Source organism: Pseudomonas sp. 18-147 (assembly GCF_051048045.1).
Lineage (GTDB): Bacteria > Pseudomonadota > Gammaproteobacteria > Pseudomonadales > Pseudomonadaceae > Pseudomonas > Pseudomonas aeruginosa.
The window spans coordinates 399,823-421,138 of sequence record NZ_CP182296.1 but is presented as its reverse complement, the minus strand read 5'-3'; the positions used below and the strand labels follow the sequence as shown (position 1 = coordinate 421,138).

Genomic DNA, 21,316 nt, shown 5'->3' with positions numbered 1-21,316 from the left:
AAAGCGTAAGCGCCGCACGACGAAGCGTCCGGCGCGCGGGAAATCAGGGCTGGACGGTAGCCGCCGGGTTGATCACGCGACCCAGGCCGAGGTTGCGCAACGCCAGGTGCAGCGAGCTGTGGATGACCTGCGGGTTGTCGAAGGTGAGCAACTGGCCGAGCAGGTCCCGGGCCTTGTCCAGGGTGATCTGGCGCAGCAGCCACTTCACCTTGGGCAGGTTGGTGGCGTTCATCGACAGGCTGTCGAAGCCCATCGCCATCAGCAGCACGGCAGCCGCGGGATCGCCGGCCATCTCGCCGCAGATGCTCACCGGCTTGCCTTCCAGGTGGGCATCGTCGACCACCTTCTTCAACGCATGCAGAACGGCCGGATGCAGGTAGTCGTAGAGGTCGGCGACCCGCGGATTGTTGCGGTCGACCGCCAGCAGGTACTGGGTCAGGTCGTTCGAACCGACCGAAAGGAAGTCGACCTGGCGGGCCAGCTCGCGGGTCTGGTACACGGCGGCGGGAATCTCGACCATCATGCCGATGGGCGGCATGGCGATGTCCACGCCCTCGTCGCGCACCTCGCCCCAGGCGCGGTGGATCAGGTGCAGGGCCTCTTCCAGCTCGTGGGTGCCGGAGATCATCGGCAGCAGGATGCGCAGGTTGTCCAGTCCTTCGCTGGCCTTGAGCATGGCGCGGGTCTGGACCAGGAAGATCTCCGGGTGGTCGAGGGTGACGCGGATGCCGCGCCAGCCGAGGAACGGGTTGTCTTCCTTGATCGGGAAGTAGGACAGCGCCTTGTCGCCGCCGATATCCAGGGTGCGCATGGTCACCGGCAGCGGGTGGAAGGCACTGAGCTGCTCGCGGTAGATCGCCAACTGTTCCTTCTCGCTGGGGAAGCGGTCGTTGATCATGAACGGCACTTCGGTGCGGTACAGGCCCACTCCCTCGGCGCCACGCTCCTGGGCGCGGGCGACATCGGCGAGCAGGCCGGTGTTGACCCAGAGCGGCATGCGGTGGCCGTCGAGGGTCTCGCAGGGCAACTCGCGCAGGGCCGCCAGGCCCTTGCTCAGCTCGCGCTCCTCGGCGACCACGTCGCTGTACTGGCGCACCAGCTCGGCGGAGGGGTTGGTGTAGACCTCGCCGTGGTAGCCATCGACGATCAGGTCGATGCCGTCGACCTTGGAGTACGGCAGGTCGACCGCCCCCATCACCGTGGGGATGCCCATGGCACGGGCGAGGATCGCCACGTGCGAGTTGCCCGAGCCGAGCACCGAGACCAGGCCGACCAGGCGCCCTTCCGGCACCTCGCCGAGCATCGCCGGCGACAGCTCCTCGCTGACGATGATGGTCTGCTCCGGGTAGGTCAGGTTCTGCTTGCGTTCTTCCTGGAGGTAGGCGAGCAGGCGGCGACCGATGTCCTTGACGTCGGAGGCGCGCTCGCGGAGATAGGCGTCGTCCATCAGCTCGAAGCGCTGCACGTGCTCCATCACCACCTGGCGCAGGGCGCCCTGGGCCCACTGGCCGGTACGGATGATGCGCTTGACCTCGTTGCCGATGGAGGCATCGTCGAGCATCATCAGGTAGACGTCGAACAGCGCGCGTTCTTCCTTGCGCAACTGGCTGGCGAGCTTGCTCGACAGCGCGCGCATGTCGGCGCGAACGCCCTCCAGGGCCTGCTTGAACAGGGCGATCTCGGCGTCGATGTCGTCGACCTGCTTGTCCGGCACCACTTCCAGGTCGGCCGGCGGCAACACCACCACCGCCTTGCCCACCCCGACCCCGGGGGCGCCGGGCACGCCGACGAACTTGGCTTCCTGGATGCCCTTGCCGAGCTTGCCCAGGCCGCGGATCGAACCGGTCGCCTCGGCATGCGCGATGACCCCGGCGAGCTGGGCGCTCATGGTGACGAGGAAGGCTTCCTCGCCTTCGTCGAACTGGCGGCGCTCCTTCTGCTGCACCACCAGCACCCCCATCACCCGCCGATGGTGGATGATCGGCGCGCCAAGGAACGACGCGTAGCGCTCCTCGCCGGTCTCGGCGAAATAGCGGTAGCGCGGGTGGGCGGCGGCGTTCTCCAGGTTGAGCGGCTCCTCGCGGGTGCCGACCAGGCCGACCAGGCCTTCGCTGGGAGCCATGCTGACCTTGCCGATGGAACGCTTGTTGAGGCCTTCGGTGGCCATCAGGACGAAACGCTGGGTCTCGGTGTCGAGCAGGTACACCGAGCAGACCTGGGTACCCATGGCTTCCTTGACCCGCTGCACGATGATGCCCAGCGCCGCCTTCAGATCCTTGGCGGAGTTCACTTCCTGGACGATCTTGCGCAGCGTGTTGAGCATGCTCGGGGCCTTGTCTCCGTGTTCAGTCCCGCGCCAGAAGGCGCGGGGCCAGTTCCTTCAGGGCGCGGCGGTAGACCTCGCGCTTGAAGGTCACCACCTGTCCCAGGGGGTACCAGTAACTCACCCAGCGCCAGCCGTCGAACTCGGGCTTGCTGGTGATATCCATGCGCACGCGCGCCTCGTCGGACATCAGCCGCAGCAGGAACCATTTCTGCTTCTGGCCGATGCACAGCGGCTGGCTGTGGGTCCGCACCAGGCGCTGCGGCAAACGGTAGCGCAGCCAGCCGCGGGTGCAGGCCAGGATGCGCACGTCCCCGGCCTCCAGCCCGACTTCTTCGTTCAACTCGCGATACAGCGCCTCTTCCGGCGTTTCGCGATCATTGATGCCTCCCTGCGGGAACTGCCAGGCTTCCTGATTGATACGCCGCGCCCACAGCACCTGCCCCGCCTCGTTGGCGAGAATGATGCCGACATTCGGGCGAAAACCATCGGAATCGATCACGCTGGGACATCCTCGAAATCGCATGTGCCCGCATTGTTCCATAAAGCTTGTGATAGCGGCAACGCGCGGCTTTGCGACTCGTGCGGGGAGGATACAGGGCCGGCAAAAGCCGGTAGGCTAGGGGCTTTCCCAAGGCCCGGTGGGAGCCTTCGCAAAAGGCTCTCACGGCCCTTCCGCCACCCGCCAACCGATGGAGTCACCCCGTGCGTCTGGCCCTTTTCGATCTCGATAACACCCTGCTCGCCGGCGACAGCGACCATAGCTGGGGCGAATGGCTGTGCCAGCGCGGCCTGGTCGACGCCGCCGAATACCAGGCGCGCAACGACGCCTTCTATGCCGACTACGTCGCCGGCAAGCTCGACGTCCTTGCCTACCAGGCCTTCACCCAGGCGATCCTCGGTCGCACCGAGATGGCCCAGCTGGAAACCTGGCACCGCCAGTTCATGCAGGAAGTGATCGAGCCGATCGTGCTGGCCAAAGGCGAGGCGCTGCTCGCCGAGCACCGCGCCGCCGGCGACCGGCTGGTGATCATCACCGCCACCAACCGCTTCGTCACCGGCCCGATCGCCGAACGGCTCGGGGTGGAGACCCTGATCGCCACCGAGTGCGAGATGCGCGACGGCCGCTACACCGGGCAGACCTTCGACGTGCCCTGCTTCCAGGGCGGCAAGGTGGTGCGCCTGCAACGCTGGCTCGACGAGAACGGCCTGGACCTGGAAGGCGCCAGCTTCTACAGCGACTCGCTGAACGATCTGCCGCTGCTGGAAAAGGTCAGCCGGCCGGTGGCCGTCGACCCCGATCCGCGCCTACGCGCCGAGGCGGAAAAACGCGGCTGGCCGATCATTTCCCTGCGTTGACCCACTGACAAGCGCGCCGTCCGACGGGCGGCGCCACGGCGGCCCCAGGATGCCCCACACAGCCCCCGCTCCCGGCTCGCTGCGGCCGGTCGTGATCGTCGCCCTGGTCACCGCGCTATGCCTGGCCGGCGACTCGATGCTTTATATCGCCTTGCCGATCTACTGGCACGAGGTCGGCCTGGAGGCGCTCTGGCAGGTCGGCGTGCTGCTGTCGATCAACCGCCTGATCCGCCTGCCCTTCAATCCGCTGATCGGCCGCCTGTACAAGCACCTGGCACTGAAGACCGGCCTGCTCCTGGCGGTCGTCATCGGCGTGCTGAGCACCGCCGGCTACGGCCTGGCCAGCGGTTTCCTGGCCTGGGTGCTGCTGCGCGGACTGTGGGGGATCGGCTGGTCGTTCTTCCGCATCGGCGGACTCTCGGCGGTGGTCTACTGCGCCGCCGACCACCAGCGCGGCCGCGCCATGGGCCTGTACAACGGCCTCTACCGCCTGGGCAGCCTGGTCGGCATGCTGCTCGGTGGGCTGCTGGTGCCGGTCCTCGGCCTGCCGGCGCTGGCGCTGTCCTTCGCGTTCCTGGCACTGCTCGGCCTGCCGCTGCTGGCGAGGGGTTTCGACCTGCCGGAGAATCCCGCCGGACATGCGCGGACCTCCGCCGCAACGGCAGCCACCAGCGTCGCCAGGCGCCCGCCTCCGCGCGGCCTGGTGATCCTCAGCGGCTTCGCCACCGCGCTCCTGATCCAGGGCGTACTCGCCGCCACCCTGAGCGCGCTGATCGCCCGCAGCTTCGGCACCGAGGTCAGCCTGCTCGGCCTGGCGCTCAGCGCCGCCGGCCTCTCCGGGATCATCCAGGCCCTGCGCTGGTCCTGGGAGCCCTGGCTGGCCGGGCGCTTCGGTGCCTGGTCGGATGGCCCGCGCGGGCGTCGGCGCTTCTACGTGGCTGCGCTACTGGTCGGCGCAATGGGCTTCGGCCTGCTTTCCAGCAGGCTGCCCATTCTCGCCTGGCTGGCCATCGCCCTGCTGGTGATGCTGGTCGCCACCGCCCTCACCACCCTGACCGACGCCCTCGCCGCCGACGTCGCCCGCGCCGGCGACGTGGTCGGCTTCATGACCCGCTATTCCATCGTCCAGGACCTCGGCGCCGCGCTGGGCCCGGCCCTGGCCTTCCTCCTGCTGGAGCGGCCCGGCGGCTTCGCCTGGTTGTACTGGGGCGGCTCCCTGGCGTTCCTGGTCCTGGCGTTGCTCTGGTTGCGCCGAGGGGACTCTCAGACCGGCTTGTTGACCATCAGGTAGAAGATGACCATGAAGGCGATGAAGGCCGGCCAGCCGAGGATGAACCAGGCGTTCATGTAGCGGTACGCCAGCGGTTCGATGGGCCGCGCCTCGCGCAAGGCCGCCTCGGCCATGTCGCGTACGCGGATCTGCAACCACACCACCGGTAGCCAGCAGAGCCCGGCGAACACGTAGAGGCCCAGGCTCCACAGCAACCAGCCCTGGGCCAGCGACCAGCCGGCGACATGCACCATGGCCAGGCCGCTGAGCGGCTGGAACACCGCTGTGGTGGCGATGAACAGCCAGTCGGCGGCGACCAGGTGGCGGAAGGTCACCGCGATCACCGGCAACTGCCCGCTGCGCCAGGCGCGCAGGGCGTAGTAGGCCGACCCCAGGCCGGTGCCGAAGAGAATGGTCGAGGAAAGGATATGCAGGGTTTTCAGCAGCAGGTAAAGGTTCATCCACGGGCCTCCCTGGCTCGAGGTTCGTCGCCCAGCAGCCAGAGCGTGGCCACCATCAGCACGATGTTCTTGCCGACCGCCATGTAGGGGTCGTACCAGTAGTGCGGCAGGATCAGGCTGATCGCCAGGCTGTAGCCAAGCATCAGCCAGAACTGCGCCAGCAGCGCGCGCCGGCGCCAGCGGCGGAGCAGCAGGCCGACGCCGAGCGCACCGTCGAGCAGGGCCCCGGCGATCACCGCCAGGCTCGCCGGCCAGCCGTGGATGCCGGCCTCGCCGAGGATCCGCAGGCCCCAACCGTAACCCGGCCCCAGGCAGGCGACCAGGGTACCCAGCCAGATCAGCACCAGGGCCGCCAGCATCAGCGGCCGCATCAGCGCCGCCAGGCTGCGTGCCGCCTGCGGCCAGCCGAGCAGGCGACTGGCCAGCGGCGCGCAACGATAGCCGCAGGCCGCATCGAGGAGTGCCGGGTCGGCCAGGTTGTCGTGGCGCACCAGCTTCAGCATCGATGGACTCAGTGTCCGCCAGCCAGCACGCCGGCCAAGCCCGCCCAACGCATCGAGAAGCGCCGCGGGCGGCACCACATAGCGGCCGCGCGGCCAACCCTGGGCGCGGCGCAGCTCGTCCAGCAGCTCGCCCTGGGTCAGCGCCTGCGGACCCACCAGCGGAATCACCTGCGCCCGCTCCGGCCAGCGGCGCAGCAAGGCCAGCACCGCGCCGACCAGGTCCTCGACATGCAGCGGTTGCAGGCGCGCGCGATTGTCCAGCAAGGGAATCAGCGGTAGCGGCGACAGGCGTTCCAGCCAGGCGCTGCTGGCGCCGCCCGGCCCCAGCAGCAGGGACGGGCGCAGCACCAGCGCCGGGATGCCCAGTTCCAGCAGGTGGCGGTCGGCCGCCGCCTTGCTGGCGAGGAAGGCCACGTCCGGGTGCGCACCGGCGCCCAGCGCGGAAATCTGCAGGACCTTCGCCCCATGGGCTGCAGCGAGGTCGAAGAGTGTTCGCGCGCCGCTGTCCTGGACGCGAGCCATGCTCGCCTCGTCGAGGCTCATGGTGCCGGCGGCATTGATCAGCAGGTCGACCCCGGCGGGCCAGGCGAAGCTGTCCGGCCTTTCCGCAAGCCGCTCCAGGTCGAGCGCCAGCCAGCGTACGCCGGCAGGCGCATCGACCGGCGGGCGGCGCGCGGTGAGGAGCAGTTCGTGTCCGGCGGCGAGCAGCGCCGGGAGCAGGTGCCGCCCGACGAAACCTCCCGCGCCTACCAGCAGAATACGCATGCGTTCCTACAGAACCGGCGAAGGCCGGTGAAGTCCATTTCGTTGGCGTTTCAGAGCGGCTTGCTGACCATCAGTACCGCCACCGCGATGAAGCTGGCCGCACCGAGCAGGGCCATGACCAGGCCCACCTTGATCTCGCGCAGGGTCTGCTCGCCCAGCGCGGCCCCCGCCGTCTCGGCGGCGCCGGCCTGGTGCTGGACCCGCGCCAGGCGGCCGGCGAGGACCAGCCAGAAGATGCAGCCGAGCAGATAGAGGCAGGCGCCGAACAGCAGCCAGCTCTGGCCCAACGGCCAGCCGACCAGGTGCACCAGCCACCAGCCGCTGACCGGCAGGGCCAGCAGGCTGAGCCCCAGCAGCGGCCAGCCGATCAGGCGGACCCGCTTGAAACCGCGCGCGACCCGAGCCGCGTCGCCCGTCCGCCAGCTGCGCCAGGCGTAGAACGCCAGGCCGAGCAGGCCGCCGAACAGCAGCACGGTGGCGACTCCGTGGAGAATCTTGATCTGGAGAAAATGTTCCATCAGCGCATCCTTGTCCGTGTTCCCGGCCCGTTTGAGGGGCCGGGGGCGGGCTCAGTTCCCGAGGAAGGAGATCACCTGCCCGTGAAGCTTAGCAGCCCGTGTCGGCGAGCCGCCGCGGGTCAGCCGAGGAACAGCTGGTAGGCCGGGTTGGCGGTCTCGTCCCAGTACGGATAGCCGATCGCCTCCAGGGTCTGCGGGATCAGGTGGCGCTCGTCTTCCGGCACCTGCAACCCGGCCACCACCCGGCCGTCGGCCGCGCCATGGTTGCGGTAGTGGAACATCGAGATGTTCCAGCGCCCGCCGAGCTTGGTGAGGAAGTTGAACAGCGCGCCGGGCCGCTCGGGGAATTCGAAGCGGAACACCATCTCGTCGCTGACTTTCACCGCATGGCCGCCGACCATGTGGCGGATGTGCAGCTTGGCCAGTTCGTTGTCGGTCAGGTCGAGGACCGGGAAGCCCTTCTCGCGCAGATAGGCCACCAGCGCCTCGCGCGGGTCGTTCTCCGGGTGGGTCTGCACGCCGACGAAGATGTGCGCCTCGCTGCCGCTGTGGTAGCGATAGTTGAACTCGGTGATCTGGCGCTTGCCGACCGCCTCGCAGAAGGCCTTGAAGCTGCCCGGCCGCTCGGGAATGGTCACCGCGATGATCGCTTCGCGGCGCTCGCCCAGTTCGGCGCGTTCGGCGACATGCCGCAGGCGATCGAAGTTGACGTTGGCGCCGGAGTCGATCGCCACCAGGGTCTGCCCCTCGGCGCGCTCGCGCTCGACGTACTTCTTGATCCCGGCCACCGCCAGCGCGCCGGCCGGCTCGGTGATCGAGCGGGTGTCGTCGTAGATGTCCTTGATCGCCGCACAGATCTCGTCAGTGCTGACGGTGATCACTTCGTCGACGTGGTCCTTGCAGATGTCGAAGGTGTGCTGGCCGATCTGCGCCACCGCCACGCCGTCGGCGAACAGCCCGACCTGGCCCAGCACCACCCGCTCGCCGGCGGCCATGGCCGCCTGCAGGCAGTTCGACTCGTCCGGCTCGACGCCGATCACCTTGATCTCCGGACGCAGGTACTTGACGTAGGCGGCGATGCCGGCGACCAGTCCGCCACCGCCCACCGGGACGAAGATCGCATCGAGGCGGCCGGGCTGCTGGCGGAGAATCTCCATGGCCACGGTGCCCTGGCCGGCGATGGTGTCCGGATCGTCGTAGGGATGGACGAAGGTGTAGCCCTTCTCGTCGACCAGCTTCAGCGCGTGGGCCAGAGCCTCGGGGAAGGCGTCGCCGTGCAGCACCGCCTTGGCGCCATGGGCGCGCACCGCCTGGACCTTGATCTCGGGGGTGGTCTTGGGCATCACGATGACCGCCCTGATCCCCTGCCGCTTGGCCGCCAGGGCCAGGCCCTGGGCGTGGTTGCCGGCCGAGGCGGCGATCACCCCGCGGGCCTTCTCCTCCTCGGTGAGCTGCGCGACCTTGTTGTAGGCGCCGCGGATCTTGAAGGAAAACACCGGCTGCAGGTCCTCGCGCTTGAGCAGGACCTGGTTGCCGAGGCGTTCGGACAACTGGCGGGCGGGTTGCAGGGGCGTTTCCACCGCGACGTCGTAGACGCGCGAGGTGAGGATCTTCTTGACGTATTGTTCGAGCATCGGAGGCGGTTCGGCGGACTTCACGGAAGCCCGGAGTCTACTCCAGGCCCGCCGGGCGGACTACCGGCGCGCCGCAGGAAAACACCGCGACTGCCGGTCATCCGGGGCAAGACCGGAGGACGCCAGGCCGCTATAATTCGTCCCTTCGTATCGCAGCGGCACAGGACGTGCCGGAAACCCGCCGGGCCGCCCCGGCCGCGCGCACCCTCCGCCTGCGCCGCCGGGACGGCCGGCCAGGCAACCAGACAGGCACCCGGGATGAACCAGGATCAGCTCAAGCAGGCAGTGGCACAGGCCGCCGTCGACCACATTCTTCCGCACCTCGACAGCAAGAGCATCGTCGGCGTCGGCACAGGCTCCACCGCCAACTTCTTCATCGATGCCCTGGCCCGCCACAAGGCCGAGTTCGACGGCGCAGTAGCCAGTTCGGAGGCCACCGCCAAGCGCCTGAAGGAGCATGGCATCCCGGTCTACGAGCTGAACACGGTCAGCGAGCTGGAGTTCTACGTCGACGGCGCCGACGAAAGCAACGAGCGCCTGGAGCTGATCAAGGGCGGCGGTGCCGCGCTGACCCGCGAGAAGATCGTCGCCGCGGTGGCCAAGACCTTCATCTGCATCGCCGATGCCAGCAAGCTGGTGCCCATCCTCGGCCAGTTCCCGCTGCCGGTGGAGGTCATCCCGATGGCTCGCAGCCACGTCGCCCGCCAACTGGTGAAGCTCGGCGGCGATCCGGTCTACCGCGAAGGCGTGCTGACCGACAACGGCAATATCATCCTCGACGTGCACAACCTGCGCATCGACAGCCCGGTGGAACTGGAAGAGAAGATCAACGCCATCGTCGGCGTGGTCACCAACGGCTTGTTCGCCGCCCGCCCGGCCGACCTGCTGCTGCTCGGCACCGCCGACGGCGTCAAGACCCTCAAGGCCTGAGCCCGCTCGCCCCAGGCCGATGACCGGAGCGGGGCGACACTGCAACAAAAGCGGCTACGCTGTGTCTCAGCAGACGGCTGGTCCGTTGCGATCCGCCTCACCCTGTGAACAAGGAGCTAGACATGGCAGCCAAATTCCATCTGAAGAAAGCGAAAGACGGCCAGTTCCACTTCAACCTGCATGCCGCCAACGGCGAGATCATTCTCACCAGCGAACTGTACAAGGCCAAGGACTCGGCGCTCGGCGGCATCGAGTCGGTGCGCAAGAACTCCCAGCGCGACGGTGCCTTCGAGGTCAAGCCGGCCAGCAACGGCAAGTTCCACTTCGTGCTCAAGGCCACAAATGGCCAGGTCGTCGGCCAGAGCCAGCTCTATGCCAGCCAGGCCAACGCCGAAGCCGGCGTGCAGTCGGTGAAGCGCGCAGCGCCGGAAGCCGGCCTCAGCGACGAAAGCTGATCCAGCCCTGGCCGCCGTCGACGCCGGCGGCGGCTGCGGGCCTCAGGACAGCCATTCGATGGCGAACGGCTTGTGCCGGATGCGCAAGCGCCGCGCCTCCTGGCGCGCCTGCGGCGGCCGACGCTCCAGCGCCTCGACGCAGGCCTGCGGATCGTCCAGCGGCAATTCGCCGAGCACGTCCAGCGGCAACTCCCACCAGCGACTCGCCAGCAGTCGCTCGATCAGCTCCGGCGCGAAGCGATAGCGGAGCACCCGCGCCGGCGAACCCGCCACCACCGCGTAGGGCGGCACGTCGCGATTGACCAGCGATTGCGCGCCGATCACCGCGCCGGTGCCGATCTCCACCCCATCGAGGATCAGCGCGTCGCGCCCGATCCATACATCGTGGCCGATCCGCGCCGGGGTCGCTTCGCGCTCGGGCTGCAACGGCTTGCGCAACAGCTTCGGATTGGCGGTGAAGGCGTGGGTGCTCAGCCAGTGCATTGGATGCGAGCGGCGCGGCTGGCCGATCACCACCCCGGTGGCGATCGAGCAGAAGCGGCCGATGCTGGCCACCTCCAAGAACTCGCAGCCGCTGACCACGTCGGTATAGGCGCCGACCTCCAGTGCTGGCGAGTGGATCTTCGCCTTGCCCAGCTTCACGTTCGGCTCCAGCGTCACCTGCGTGCCGTCGCGCAGCGTCTCGACCCCGCTGGCCATGCGGCAACCGTGACGTGCCAGGGCCTTCTTCAGGCGACGGTTGAGCAGGGCTTCGCGGAAAATGTTCATGCGACGGGTATCCAGGAGATCGGCAGGGCGAGCACTGTAAATCGACCGCTCGCGGTTACCAAGCCCCGAAACGGGAAGTCACGCCCCAGTAGCGGCCATCGCCGGTAACACTACGTCCAGCACGAAGCTTCCTGCCCATCGCCAGGAGCGACGCTTCTTACAACCTGGCGACACCGCAGGTCGCCCAGGCGTCAATTCGTGCTCCAGGGACATGAAACGGTCCGCATCCTGCTTTCCGCGGCGCGAGCATCATTCGATGCACCATCGTACCGACACAGAGGAAAGTGCCGTGTTCAAACCATTAGCTGTCGCTGTAGGCCTGGGATGTGCTGCGCTGTCGTTGGGCGCCAACGCCTACCAATACGGGGAATACGCCGGGGAGACCCTGGAGCGCCTGATCACCGACTACCCGGGCCGCTATCGCGGCACCGCCAGCTTCGCCGGCGCCAGCGAACTGATGCAGTCGCGCCTGGGCTTCGGCTACCAGACCAGTCGCCAGGACTTCACCTGGGCCGGCAACCGCAGTTCACAGAACGTCATCGCCTCGGCGCCCGGTAGCAGCGGGAAGTTCCTGGTACTCGGCGCGCACTACGACACCTACTACGGTCGCCCGACCCTGCAGGGCCTGGACGACAACGCCTCGGGCGCGGCGGTGCTCACCGAGATCGCCCGCAACCTCGGCGGCATCGCCCTGGAGAACGGCCTCGAGGTGGTCGGTTTCGGCGCCGAGGAGGAAGGCCTGCGCGGTTCGCGTGCCTACGTCGAGTCCCTCGACGCCAGCCAGCGCGCCAACCTGCTGGGAATGATCAACCTCGACAGCCTGGTCACCGGCGACAAGATGTACGCCCATGCCGGCTCCAACAGCGTGTCCAGCCCGGCCCTCGGCGCCTACCGCGAACAGATCCTGCGCATCGCCCGCGAGCTGGACATCCCGTTGTTCACCAACCCCGGCCTGAACGCCGAATACCCGGCGGGTACCGGCTGCTGCAGCGACGGCGAAAGCTTCAACGGGATGGACATCCCGGTGTTGTTCATCGAGGCGACCAACTGGGAACTGGGCGACCTGGACGGCTACGAGCAGACCGACAACCCGGCGATTCCCGGCGGCTCAACCTGGCACGACCCGGCCGAGGACAACAAGGAAGTACTGACCAACGCCCTCGGCCAGGAGCGCATCGAGCAACGCATGCGCGACTTTTCCCGCCTGCTGACGCGCCTGGTGCTGGAGCTGACCAACGCCGACCTGCTGGCCTCCACCGCCTCCGGCGGCGCCCTGGCGCGGCAGATGGAAGACCAGTTGCAGCGCCAGCATCAGGCACTGACCCGCCTGCACGACCGCCGCTGGCTGACCCTGCTCGGCAGCAACCGGCCGGTAGGCAGCTTCGACGGCGAGGTGGGCGCGGAGGGCGAGGTCTCGCCGGACAGCGGTTTCGACATGCCTGGCGATCCGGAGTCCAGGCGCGCCGGCGTGCATCTGCTCGGCGACTACCGCTACAGCGAGGCCCTGACCCTTGGTGGCAGCCTGGCCTTCCAGCGCAGCCGCGACAAGCTGGACCATGGTGGGCGCATCGAGGGCGACACCTGGCAGCTCGGCCTGTTCGGCCTGTACAACGACGGCGGTCCGGAATGGCTGGCCGGCGAGCTGAACCTCGGGCATACCCGCTACGACAGCAAGCGTTCAGTCTACCTCCAGGCCGCCGGCGGGCCGGTGCTGCTCGACCAGCGTCTGTCGGGCGACACCTCGGCCTGGTCCTGGGGCGCCCGGCTGGAAGGCGGCTATGACTTCAGCTTCGGCGAACTGCGGAGCGGGCCGCTGGCCGGCCTCGACTACATGCGCTACCGCATCGACGACTTCCGCGAGGACGAGGCCCTGCGTACCGCACTCGGCTACGAGAAGCAGGACTACGACTCGCTGGAGGCGAGTCTCGGCTGGCGCCTGCGCGGCGAGCTGGCGCTGGGCGCGAGAATGCGCCTGCAACCCTACGCCAGCCTGCGCTGGGTCCGCGAGCTGGCGGACGGACGCCTGGACGACATGGACCTGACCAGCCGCGGCGACGGGCGTGTCCGGGTCGCCGACATGGGCGGCGTGGACAAGGATTTCGGCCGCGCCCAGCTTGGCGCGCAACTGGCGATCACCGAGCAGCTCGGGGTCTTCGCCGAAGCCAACAGCCGCTTCGCCCACAGCGAAGGCAACCAGGCGGGCTATTCGCTCGGGGTGAACTGGCAGTTCTGAGCGGGCCAGGGGACGCTCCTGCCGTCCCCGTAGGCCGCGTCAGGGCTGCGCCGGCTCGTCCTTGCTGAACACGTAGAACAGGTTCGGCTCGCTGACCAGGTAGAGCACGCCACGGTCGTCCATCGCCACGCCCTCGGCCTGCGGCACGCTGCGCTTCAGGCCGTGCATGCCGCGCAGCAGCGACAGGGTGCTGACCGGCTCGCCGTCGGTGTCCAGCTCGACTACCAGACGCGACTCGTCGGACAACGCCAGCAGGTGCCCGGTGCCCTCGTCGAACTGCAGGCTGGACAGGTCGCGGACGAACAGGCGCTTGTCGCGCCCGGGGTCGTCCACCACGTGCACGGCGAACGGTTTGTCCGCCTGGGTGTGGGGGAAACCGTGGATCTCGTAGATGCGCACCGGGTCACGCTCCTTGGCGACGAACAGGCGCTTGCCCTCGGCGTCGTAAGCTAGCCCTTCGAAACCCTTGTTGCCGTTGAGGCCGATACCCAGCGAAAGCTGCTGGGCATCGGCAGCGTCGATGAAGCGCGTGTCGTCCTCCAGGCGCACCTTGACCAGGCGTTGCTGGCGCTCGTCGGTGATCACGTAGACGCCGCGGCTGATGTACTCGATGGCCTCGGCGTCGCCGAAGCCGGTCAGCGGGATGGTCCGCAGTACCTTGCCCTGCAAGGACAGCTCGATGATCTGCGCCGGCTGGTTGGTCACGGTGAACAGGGTGCGCCGGTCGGGATCGAAGGTCAGCGCGGAAACGTCGTCGTTCAACCCCTCGATGGGCTGCGCCTCGATCCGCACGCGGTAGTCCGGCAGCCATATCGAGCGCTCTTTCCAGGCATCGGCGTGACGCCACTCCTGGACGGCGAACCAGGCCCGGTCGAAGACCCGGAAGCTCTGGCCGAGAAGGACCAGCGCGGACAGCGCGACCAGCAGGACGGCCAGCAGCAGACGGCGAGGCGTGAAAGCTCGGGACATGGAAAACGGCTCGGGAGTTTGGGCGTGGATAGTCATAGCATAGAGCCTGTACGCTGTATGGAAACGGGCTGCGCCCGACCTTTCCTACGCAAGCTACGGCTCCAGGCTGAAGCCAAGCTTAAAGTCAGCCAGCCGCCCGGGCGACTCGGACAGGTCCGAGTTTCCTGTCCGAAAGAGACGACAAGAGAGCATCCGCAGTCTTCTTCCAGCGCCACCAGATTGGCCTGTTCGATCCCTTATTGGCCGCATCTATCGTTCTGCGCCCGCGGCGCCCCGGTCATTATCGAACCGCAGCAGGTGAAGCGGGCCCCAGAAACCGCAAAACCTCAACAATAACAACTGCTTGACTGCATGGAATTCAGCATGACCAGCGCGATAGCCATCGAGCGGATCTGCATGGAATTCGGTACCCCCGGCCAAGGCCTGAAGGCCCTTGACGATGTGTCCCTGGATATCCACGCCAACGAATTCTTCACCCTCCTCGGCCCTTCCGGCTGCGGCAAGACCACCCTCCTCCGCCTCATCGCCGGCTTCGAACAGCCCAGTTCCGGCAGCATCCGCCTCTATGGCGAACACATGGAAGGCCTGCCGCCGTTCCGCCGCCCGGTCAACACGGTGTTCCAGAGTTATGCGCTGTTCCCGCACATGAGCGTCGCCGACAACATCGGCTTCGGCCTGGAGATGCAGGGCCGCCCGCGCAGCGAGATCGACGCCACCGTGAGCCGCATGCTCGACCTGGTGAAGCTGCCGGAGGTCGGCAAGCGCCGCGCCGACCAGTTGTCCGGTGGCCAGCAGCAACGCATCGCCCTGGCCCGCGCGCTGGCCAGCCGGCCCAAAGTGCTGCTGCTCGACGAGTCGCTGTCGGCGCTGGACCTGAAGCTGCGCAAGGAAATGCAGATCGAGCTGAAGCGCCTGCAGCACGAGACCGGGATCACCTTCATCTTCGTCACCCACGACCAGGAGGAAGCGCTGACCATGTCCGACCGCATCGCGGTGATGAGCAAGGGCAAGGTGTTGCAGGTCGGCACGCCCAGCGACATCTACGAGGCGCCGCTGAACCGGGCGGTCGCCGACTTCATCGGCGAAACCAACTTCCTCGAGGGCCAGGCCGACGCCGACGGCGTGCGCCTGGCGGACGGCCAGCGGCTGGCCGCGACGACCCCGGGCAGCGGCGCTGTGACCTTGGCGATCCGCCCGGAGCGCACCGAACTGGCCGCCGACGGCCAGTTGGAAGGCGTGCTGGAAAACATCGTCTATGTCGGCACCGATACCGTCTACCACCTGAACGTGGCCGGACAGCCGGGCTTCCGCGTGCGCCAGCAGAACCGCGACGGCGCACGCTGCCCGCACAGTCCGGGGGCGAAGGTGCGGGTGCGGATTCCCGCCGCCGCCATCCGGGTGCTCGCCGAATGAGCACCGCCGGCCGACCTACCGCGCAACAGTCGGCCGAACGCCGGCAGCTGCGTCGGCGCCTGCTGCTGAGCAGCCCGGCGATGCTGATGCTGGTGCTGTTCCTGGTGATCCCGCTGGGCATCATGTTCGCCGTGTCGATCCAGCAATCCGGCGACTACGGCGGAGTGAAATGGGGCCAGCACAGCCTGGAGGCCTACCTCAATTTCCTCTGGGAACGCGACCTGGACGACAGCCTGGTGTTCAACGCCGACTACCTGGGCATCTTCCAGCGCTCGTTCTGGCTGTCGCTGCTGACCACCCTCGGCTGCCTGGCGCTTGGCTTCCCCACCGCGCTGTACCTGGCGTTGCAGCCGGAACGCCGGCGCAACCTGCTGCTGTTCCTGGTCACCGTGCCGTTCTGGACCAACCTGCTGGTGCGGGTCTACGCCTGGATCCTGCTGCTGCGCAACGGCGGGCTGGTGGACGCCGGCCTGCAAGGCATCGGCCTGACCGACACCGGGCTGGGGCTGCTCTATACCGACAACGCGGTGATCATCGGCCTCCTTTATACCTACCTGCCGTTCATGGTGCTGCCGATCTACAGCAGCCTGGAAAAGATGGACTGGCGCCTGGTGGAGGCGGCATTCGACCTCGGCGCCAACCGCTGGAAAGCGCTGCGCCGGGTGATCGTGCCGCTGGCGATGCCGGGGATAGTCGCCGGCTGCATCCTGGTATTCATCCCGGCCCTGGGCAGCTACATCATTCCGGAATTGCTCGGCGGCGGTAAGGCGCTGATGATCGGCAACCTGATCCAGCTGCAATTCGGTACCGCGCACAACTGGCCGTTCGGCGCCGCCCTTTCGTTCGCCCTGCTGGCCTTCGTCCTGCTGGCGATGCTGATCTACAACCTGCGCTTCCGGGCCAACGCCGGCGGAGGCCAGCCATGAACGGCCGCAATCCACTCTGGACCTTCAGCGGCGTGCGCCAGGCCGCCTGGCTGTTCTTCGCCTTCCTCTACATCCCGATCCTGGTGCTGGTAGTGCTCAGCTTCAACAGCGGCCAGTCGGCGACGCTCTGGGAGAGCTTCAGCCTGAAATGGTATGCGGTGGTGGCCAACGATCCGGAAATCCTCCGCGCGGCGAAGAACTCGCTGCTCGTCGCCACCCTCGCCACCCTGGCCTCGACCGTCCTGGCCACCCTCGCCGCGCTGGGCATGCGCGGTCGCGCCTTCCGCGGGCAGACCCTGATGAACGGCGTTCTCGGCCTGCCGCTGCTGGTGCCGGAGATCGTCACTGCGGTGGCGACCCTGATGTTCTTCTCCTTCATCGGCCTGAAGCTGTCGTTGTTCACCATCCTCATCGCCCACATCGTGTTCTGCATCCCCTTCGCCTACCTGCCGATCCGCGCCCGCCTGGAGGGCCTGGACCCGCGCCTGGCGGAGGCCGCCGCCGACCTCTACGCCTCGCCGTGGAAGGCCTTCTGGAAAATCACCCTGCCGCTGCTGATGCCCGGCGTGCTGTCCGGGGCGATGCTCGCGTTCATCATCTCGATGGACGATTTCGTCATCACCTATTTCGTCGCCGGCGCCGGCGCAACCACCCTGCCGGTGTACATCTTCAGTTCCATCCGCATGGGCATATCCCCGAAGATCAATGCGATTTCCTCGATCATCCTCATGATTTCCATCGCCTTCGTCGCCCTGTCGTACTACCTCGGCCAACGCCGCCGCTGAGAACCTGCCTCCACGAAGAAAAAACAGAAGATCGCCAGGAGTCCATCATGACCTACCGCACACCGCTCACCCTGCTCTTCGCCGCCGGTCTAGCCCTGGGCGGCCAGGCTCGCGCCGAAGGCACCCTGCACTTCGCCAACTGGTCGGACTACTACCCGCCGGAGTTGCTGAAGAAGTTCGAGAAGGACACCGGGATCAAGGCCACCCTCGACGCCTACGACAGCAACGAGACGCTGCTGGCCAAGCTCAAGGCCGGTGGCGGCGCCTACGACGTGGTGGTGCCGTCGGACAGTTTCATAGAAATATTCGTCAAGGAGGGGCTGCTGCAAAAGCTCGACAAGAGCCAGTTGCCGAGCCTGGGCAATCTGAAGGAAAACTTCCGGACCCTTGGCTTCGATCCCGGCCACGACTACAGCATTCCCTATCTCTGGGGCACCACCGGCTACAGCTACGATACGGCGAAGGTGCCGGGCGGCAGGCTGGAAGAAAGCTGGAAGCCGTTCTTCGAACCACCAGCCGAGCTGAAAGGCAAGGTGGTGGCTCTGAACTCCATCGAGGAACTGTTCATTCCCGCCACCTACTACCTCGGCATCGACGAATGCACCGAGGACGCCAGGGAAGCGCAGAAGGTCCTCGACCTGCTGCTCAGGCAAAAGCCGGCGCTGGCCATGTACAACAGCGACGGCACCATCGAGCGCATGGCCGCCGGCGAGGTCGCCATGCACCAGCAGTGGAACGGCGCCTTCCACCGCGCCCACGCCCAACGCGCCAGCCTCGAATACGTCTATCCGAAGGAAGGCATCCGGCTGTTCATCGACAACTTCGCGATTCCGCGCGACGCCAGCAACGTCAAGGAAGCCCACGTCTTCATCGACTGGATGATGCGCCCGGAGAACATCGCCGCCGCCTCCAACTTCGCCAAGTACAACAACGCCATCGTCGGCTCGGAGAAATTCATGGAGAAAGCACTGTTCGACGACCCGGCGATCAACACCCCGCAGGACAAGCTCGACCGCCTGAAGCCGTTCAAGCTCTGCTCGCCGAAAGCCCTGGCGTTGCGCAGCAAGGTCTGGACCAAGCTTAAGAAATAATCGACGCGGCGCTGGCGGCCAGCTCGCGCCAGCGCTGGCCGGCCAGCCAGCTTGGCCATTTCGATCCCTTTTTGACCGTCTACAGGGTTCTCCCCGGCGAAACCGGATTGCTAGAGTCGAACCGCGCCCTCCTCGAGGGGTCGCCCGGAGCCGCGGAAACGGCGCCGGCAGAGCCCAAGGGAACCTCGCGACCGCGAGCTAGAAATCCAACAAGAACGCTTCCTGAGAACGCCATGAACACTATCGACGCCCCAACGCCCGTGCCCGCACACGCCGCGCGCCCTCTCGTCACTGCCATTTCCACCGACCCGGCGGAAACCCCAGCGGTTTTCCACTAGCCCGTCCATTCACCCGGCGCAGGAAAGGTCCGCCCAAGCGGCCGCCTGCGGGATCGATACGGCATTTCGCGAGGAGCGGAACATGGCCAGCGAACGCAACAACGGCATCCTCATCGGCGGCAAGCGCCCCGAGTACGTCCACAGCGCCCAGGGCACCGGCCTGCGGCGCATCCTCGGGCTTCCCGCCCTGGTCTTCTTCGGGCTGGTCTACATGGTTCCGCTGACCATGTTCACCACCTACGGGGTAGTCACCGAGATCACCGGCGGTCGCACCGCCAGCGCCTACCTGATCACCCTGGCGGCGATGCTCTTCACCGCCTTTTCCTACAGCTTCATGGTGAAGAAATATCCCATCGCCGGCTCGGCCTATTCCTATACCAGCCTCAGCTTCGGCCCCTGCGTCGGCTTCCTCGCCGGCTGGTCGCTGCTGCTCGACTACCTGTTCCTGCCGATGATCAACTACCTGCTCATCGGCCTGTTCCTCAACATCGCCTTCCCGATGGTGCCGGCCTGGGTCTTCGTGCTCGCGGCGATCGGCCTGGTCACCGTGCTCAACGTGATCGGCATCAGCTCGGTGGCCGGCATGAGCAACGTGATCGTCGGCGCCCAGTTCGTCTTCGCCGTGGTGTTCGTCGCCATGGCGGTCAAGCACCTGGCCGGCATCCCCTCGCTGGACCTGAGCCTGCCCTTCGTCGGCGACGGCAGCCAGCCGGGCTTCGCCCCGTTGATGGCCGGCGCGGCGGTGCTGTGCCTGTCGTTCCTCGGCTTCGACGCGGTCTCGACCCTGGCCGAGGAAACCCGCGACCCGCAACGCGACATCCCGCGCGCCATCGTCATCACCACGGTCGGCGCCGGCCTGCTGTTCACCGTGCTGGCGGTCTTCAGCCAACTGGTGTTCCCCGGCAGCGTATTCCAGGACGCCGAGTCGGCGGCCAACGAAGTGATGCTGGCGGCCGGCGGCAAGTTCCTCGCCAGCTTCTTCACCGCCGCCTACGTCGCCGGCGCCGCCGGCTCGGCGCTGGCCTCGCAGGCCTCGGTGTCGCGCATCCTCTACAGCATGGGCCGCGACGGCATCCTGCCGCGGCGCGTGTTCGGCAGCCTCTCGGAGCGCTTCAAGACGCCAGTGATCGCGATCCTGGTGGTCTCGGTGATTTCCCTGCTGGCGGTGGTCATCGACCTCACCACCCTGGCCTCGATGATCAGCTTCGGCGCGCTGGTGGCGTTCTCCGCGGTGAACCTGGCGGTGATCCGCAGCTACCTGCTGCTCGACGGCCGCCGCGCCCCGCGCGACCTGCTGCGCTACGGGCTGGTGCCGGCCATCGGCCTGGGCCTGACCCTGTGGCTGTGGACCAGCCTCTCGGCGCTGACCCTGGTGATCGGCCTGACCTGGTTCGCCGCCGGCCTCGCCTACCTGGCGTTGCATACCGGCGGTTTCCGCCGCAAGGCGCCGACCGTGACCTTCTCCGAACAGAACTGAGCCCGGGAGCCCGACATGCTGACCATCTACAGCGACGACCATCGCCTGCACCACGGCCGGCACGAACTGATCGGCGGCCAGTTCACCCCCTGCTTCGAAAAACCCAGCCGCGCCGACATGGTCCTCGACCGCGTGAAGGCCGTCGGCCTCGGCGAAGTCCGCGCACCGCGCGACTTCGGCCTGGAACCGATCCGCCGGGTGCACAGCGAGGGTTTCGTGCGTTTCCTGCAGAACGCCTGGCAGGACTGGCTGGCCACCGGCCGCAGCCACGATATGCTGCCGATCGCCTGGCCGACCCGGCGCCTGCGGCAGACGGAGCCGGACAACATCGACGGTCGCCTCGGCTACTACTCCTTCGACGCCGGCGCGCCGATCACCGCCGGGACCTGGCAGGCGATCACCAGTTCGGCCAACGTCGCCCTCAGCGGCCAGTCCGAACTCGCCAACGGCGCGCGCTCGGTATTTTCGCTCTGTCGCCCGCCGGGCCACCACGCCGCGGCCGACTACATGGGCGGCTATTGCTTCTTCAACAATGCCGCCATCGCCGCCCAGGCCTTCCTCGACCGGGGCGCCGGGCGGGTGGCGATCCTCGACGTCGACTACCACCATGGCAACGGCACCCAGGACATCTTCTACGACCGCGCCGATGTGCTGTTCACCTCGATCCACGGCGATCCGCGCTTCGAATACCCCTATTTCCTCGGCTACGCCGACGAGAAGGGCAACGGCGTCGGCACCGGCTACAACTTCAACTACCCACTGGCGGCCGGCAGCGACTGGGCGACCTGGAGCCAGGCGCTGCAGGCGGCGATCCGGCAGATCCAGGCCTATGCGGCGGACGTCCTGATCGTTTCCCTGGGGGTGGATACCTTCAAGGAGGACCCGATTTCCCAGTTCCGCCTGGACAGCCCCGACTACCTGCGCATGGGCGAAGCCATCGGCAAGCTCGGCCTGGCCACGCTGTTCGTGATGGAGGGAGGCTACGCGGTGGAGGAAATCGGGATCAACGCGGTGAACGTGCTACAGGGTTTCGAAGGGGTTCACCGGTAAGCCCGCCCGCAACTTCGCCCGGTCGGAACGCGAAACGGCCCGCCTCTC

Annotated in this window: 19 protein-coding genes; 11 read left to right on the top strand and 8 right to left on the bottom strand. The window is 67.4% G+C overall.

The features are described 5' to 3' along the window. Positions 1-43: 43 nt before the first annotated feature. Both ptsP and ACM0M4_RS01895 read right to left on the bottom strand, forming a co-directional pair. Complete coding sequence (ptsP, locus tag ACM0M4_RS01900; protein WP_003084404.1) at positions 44-2,323, bottom strand: phosphoenolpyruvate--protein phosphotransferase; 2,280 nt, start codon at positions 2,321-2,323, stop codon at positions 44-46. Positions 2,324-2,345: 22 nt separating this feature from the next. Next, complete coding sequence (locus ACM0M4_RS01895; protein ID WP_003084400.1) at positions 2,346-2,825, bottom strand: RNA pyrophosphohydrolase; 480 nt, start codon at positions 2,823-2,825, stop codon at positions 2,346-2,348. A gap of 203 nt (positions 2,826-3,028) precedes the next feature. On the opposite strand from ACM0M4_RS01895, the gene ACM0M4_RS01890 reads away from it, so the two are divergent. Both ACM0M4_RS01890 and ACM0M4_RS01885 read left to right on the top strand, forming a co-directional pair. Next, positions 3,029-3,682 carry an HAD family hydrolase gene (locus ACM0M4_RS01890; protein ID WP_003110585.1) on the top strand — a complete coding sequence of 218 codons (654 nt, stop codon included), beginning with the start codon at positions 3,029-3,031 and terminating at the stop codon, positions 3,680-3,682. Between the two features lie 49 nt (positions 3,683-3,731). After that, a complete protein-coding gene (locus ACM0M4_RS01885; protein ID WP_023118981.1) occupies positions 3,732-4,973 on the top strand; it encodes an MFS transporter in 1,242 nt (413 codons plus the stop codon). Here ACM0M4_RS01885 and ACM0M4_RS01880 read toward each other — a convergent pair. The 4 genes from ACM0M4_RS01880 to ilvA form a co-directional block, all read right to left on the bottom strand. Continuing rightward, a complete protein-coding gene (locus tag ACM0M4_RS01880; RefSeq protein WP_003158448.1) occupies positions 4,946-5,413 on the bottom strand; it encodes a DUF2269 family protein in 468 nt (155 codons plus the stop codon). The genes ACM0M4_RS01885 and ACM0M4_RS01880 overlap by 28 nt on opposite strands. After that, entirely contained in the window at positions 5,410-6,681 is a 1,272-nt protein-coding gene (locus tag ACM0M4_RS01875) for an SDR family oxidoreductase (RefSeq protein WP_003118778.1), read from the bottom strand. Before ACM0M4_RS01875 ends, ACM0M4_RS01880 begins: the two co-directional genes overlap by 4 nt. A gap of 50 nt (positions 6,682-6,731) precedes the next feature. After that, complete coding sequence (locus ACM0M4_RS01870; protein WP_034039873.1) at positions 6,732-7,199, bottom strand: DUF2269 domain-containing protein; 468 nt, start codon at positions 7,197-7,199, stop codon at positions 6,732-6,734. 119 nt (positions 7,200-7,318) lie between these two features. Further along, on the bottom strand, positions 7,319-8,857 hold the full coding sequence (ilvA, locus tag ACM0M4_RS01865; protein ID WP_017001827.1) for a threonine ammonia-lyase, biosynthetic: 1,539 nt from the start codon (positions 8,855-8,857) through the stop codon (positions 7,319-7,321). Positions 8,858-9,091: 234 nt separating this feature from the next. Between ilvA and rpiA the strand changes: the two genes are divergently transcribed. Then, positions 9,092-9,763 (top strand): ribose-5-phosphate isomerase RpiA, encoded by a 672-nt coding sequence (gene rpiA / locus ACM0M4_RS01860; protein WP_003084386.1) that lies wholly within the window; start codon positions 9,092-9,094, stop codon positions 9,761-9,763. Positions 9,764-9,885: 122 nt separating this feature from the next. Then, positions 9,886-10,218, top strand: coding sequence for a YegP family protein (locus ACM0M4_RS01855; protein ID WP_003117874.1), 333 nt, complete (start codon positions 9,886-9,888; stop codon positions 10,216-10,218). 42 nt (positions 10,219-10,260) lie between these two features. On the opposite strand, the gene ACM0M4_RS01850 is transcribed toward ACM0M4_RS01855, so the two are convergent. Beyond that, positions 10,261-10,986 (bottom strand): CatB-related O-acetyltransferase, encoded by a 726-nt coding sequence (locus tag ACM0M4_RS01850; protein WP_003084381.1) that lies wholly within the window; start codon positions 10,984-10,986, stop codon positions 10,261-10,263. Positions 10,987-11,275: 289 nt separating this feature from the next. Here ACM0M4_RS01850 and ACM0M4_RS01845 point away from each other — a divergent pair, with 289 nt between their 5' ends. Continuing rightward, positions 11,276-13,219 carry an autotransporter outer membrane beta-barrel domain-containing protein gene (locus ACM0M4_RS01845; protein ID WP_031635029.1) on the top strand — a complete coding sequence of 648 codons (1,944 nt, stop codon included), beginning with the start codon at positions 11,276-11,278 and terminating at the stop codon, positions 13,217-13,219. A gap of 39 nt (positions 13,220-13,258) precedes the next feature. Here the strand turns inward: ACM0M4_RS01845 and ACM0M4_RS01840 are convergent, their stop codons facing one another. Next, positions 13,259-14,224 carry an SdiA-regulated domain-containing protein gene (locus tag ACM0M4_RS01840; RefSeq protein WP_003118774.1) on the bottom strand — a complete coding sequence of 322 codons (966 nt, stop codon included), beginning with the start codon at positions 14,222-14,224 and terminating at the stop codon, positions 13,259-13,261. Between the two features lie 327 nt (positions 14,225-14,551). On the opposite strand from ACM0M4_RS01840, the gene ACM0M4_RS01835 reads away from it, so the two are divergent. From ACM0M4_RS01835 to aphB, 6 genes are all read left to right on the top strand, one after another. Further along, complete coding sequence (locus ACM0M4_RS01835; protein WP_003112954.1) at positions 14,552-15,601, top strand: ABC transporter ATP-binding protein; 1,050 nt, start codon at positions 14,552-14,554, stop codon at positions 15,599-15,601. Further along, positions 15,598-16,527, top strand: a complete 930-nt coding sequence (locus ACM0M4_RS01830; protein ID WP_003112953.1) for an ABC transporter permease — start codon at positions 15,598-15,600, stop codon at positions 16,525-16,527. The genes ACM0M4_RS01835 and ACM0M4_RS01830 overlap by 4 nt, the downstream gene beginning before the upstream one ends. Next, positions 16,524-17,312, top strand: a complete 789-nt coding sequence (locus tag ACM0M4_RS01825; RefSeq protein WP_003112952.1) for an ABC transporter permease — start codon at positions 16,524-16,526, stop codon at positions 17,310-17,312. Before ACM0M4_RS01830 ends, ACM0M4_RS01825 begins: the two co-directional genes overlap by 4 nt. 47 nt (positions 17,313-17,359) lie before the next feature. Next, positions 17,360-18,403, top strand: a complete 1,044-nt coding sequence (locus ACM0M4_RS01820) for an extracellular solute-binding protein (protein WP_003084365.1) — start codon at positions 17,360-17,362, stop codon at positions 18,401-18,403. A gap of 420 nt (positions 18,404-18,823) precedes the next feature. Beyond that, positions 18,824-20,218, top strand: coding sequence for an APC family permease (locus ACM0M4_RS01815; protein ID WP_003112951.1), 1,395 nt, complete (start codon positions 18,824-18,826; stop codon positions 20,216-20,218). Positions 20,219-20,233: 15 nt separating this feature from the next. Then, complete coding sequence (aphB, locus tag ACM0M4_RS01810) at positions 20,234-21,268, top strand: acetylpolyamine amidohydrolase AphB (protein ID WP_003110574.1); 1,035 nt, start codon at positions 20,234-20,236, stop codon at positions 21,266-21,268. The last annotated feature ends 48 nt before the right edge of the window (positions 21,269-21,316 follow it).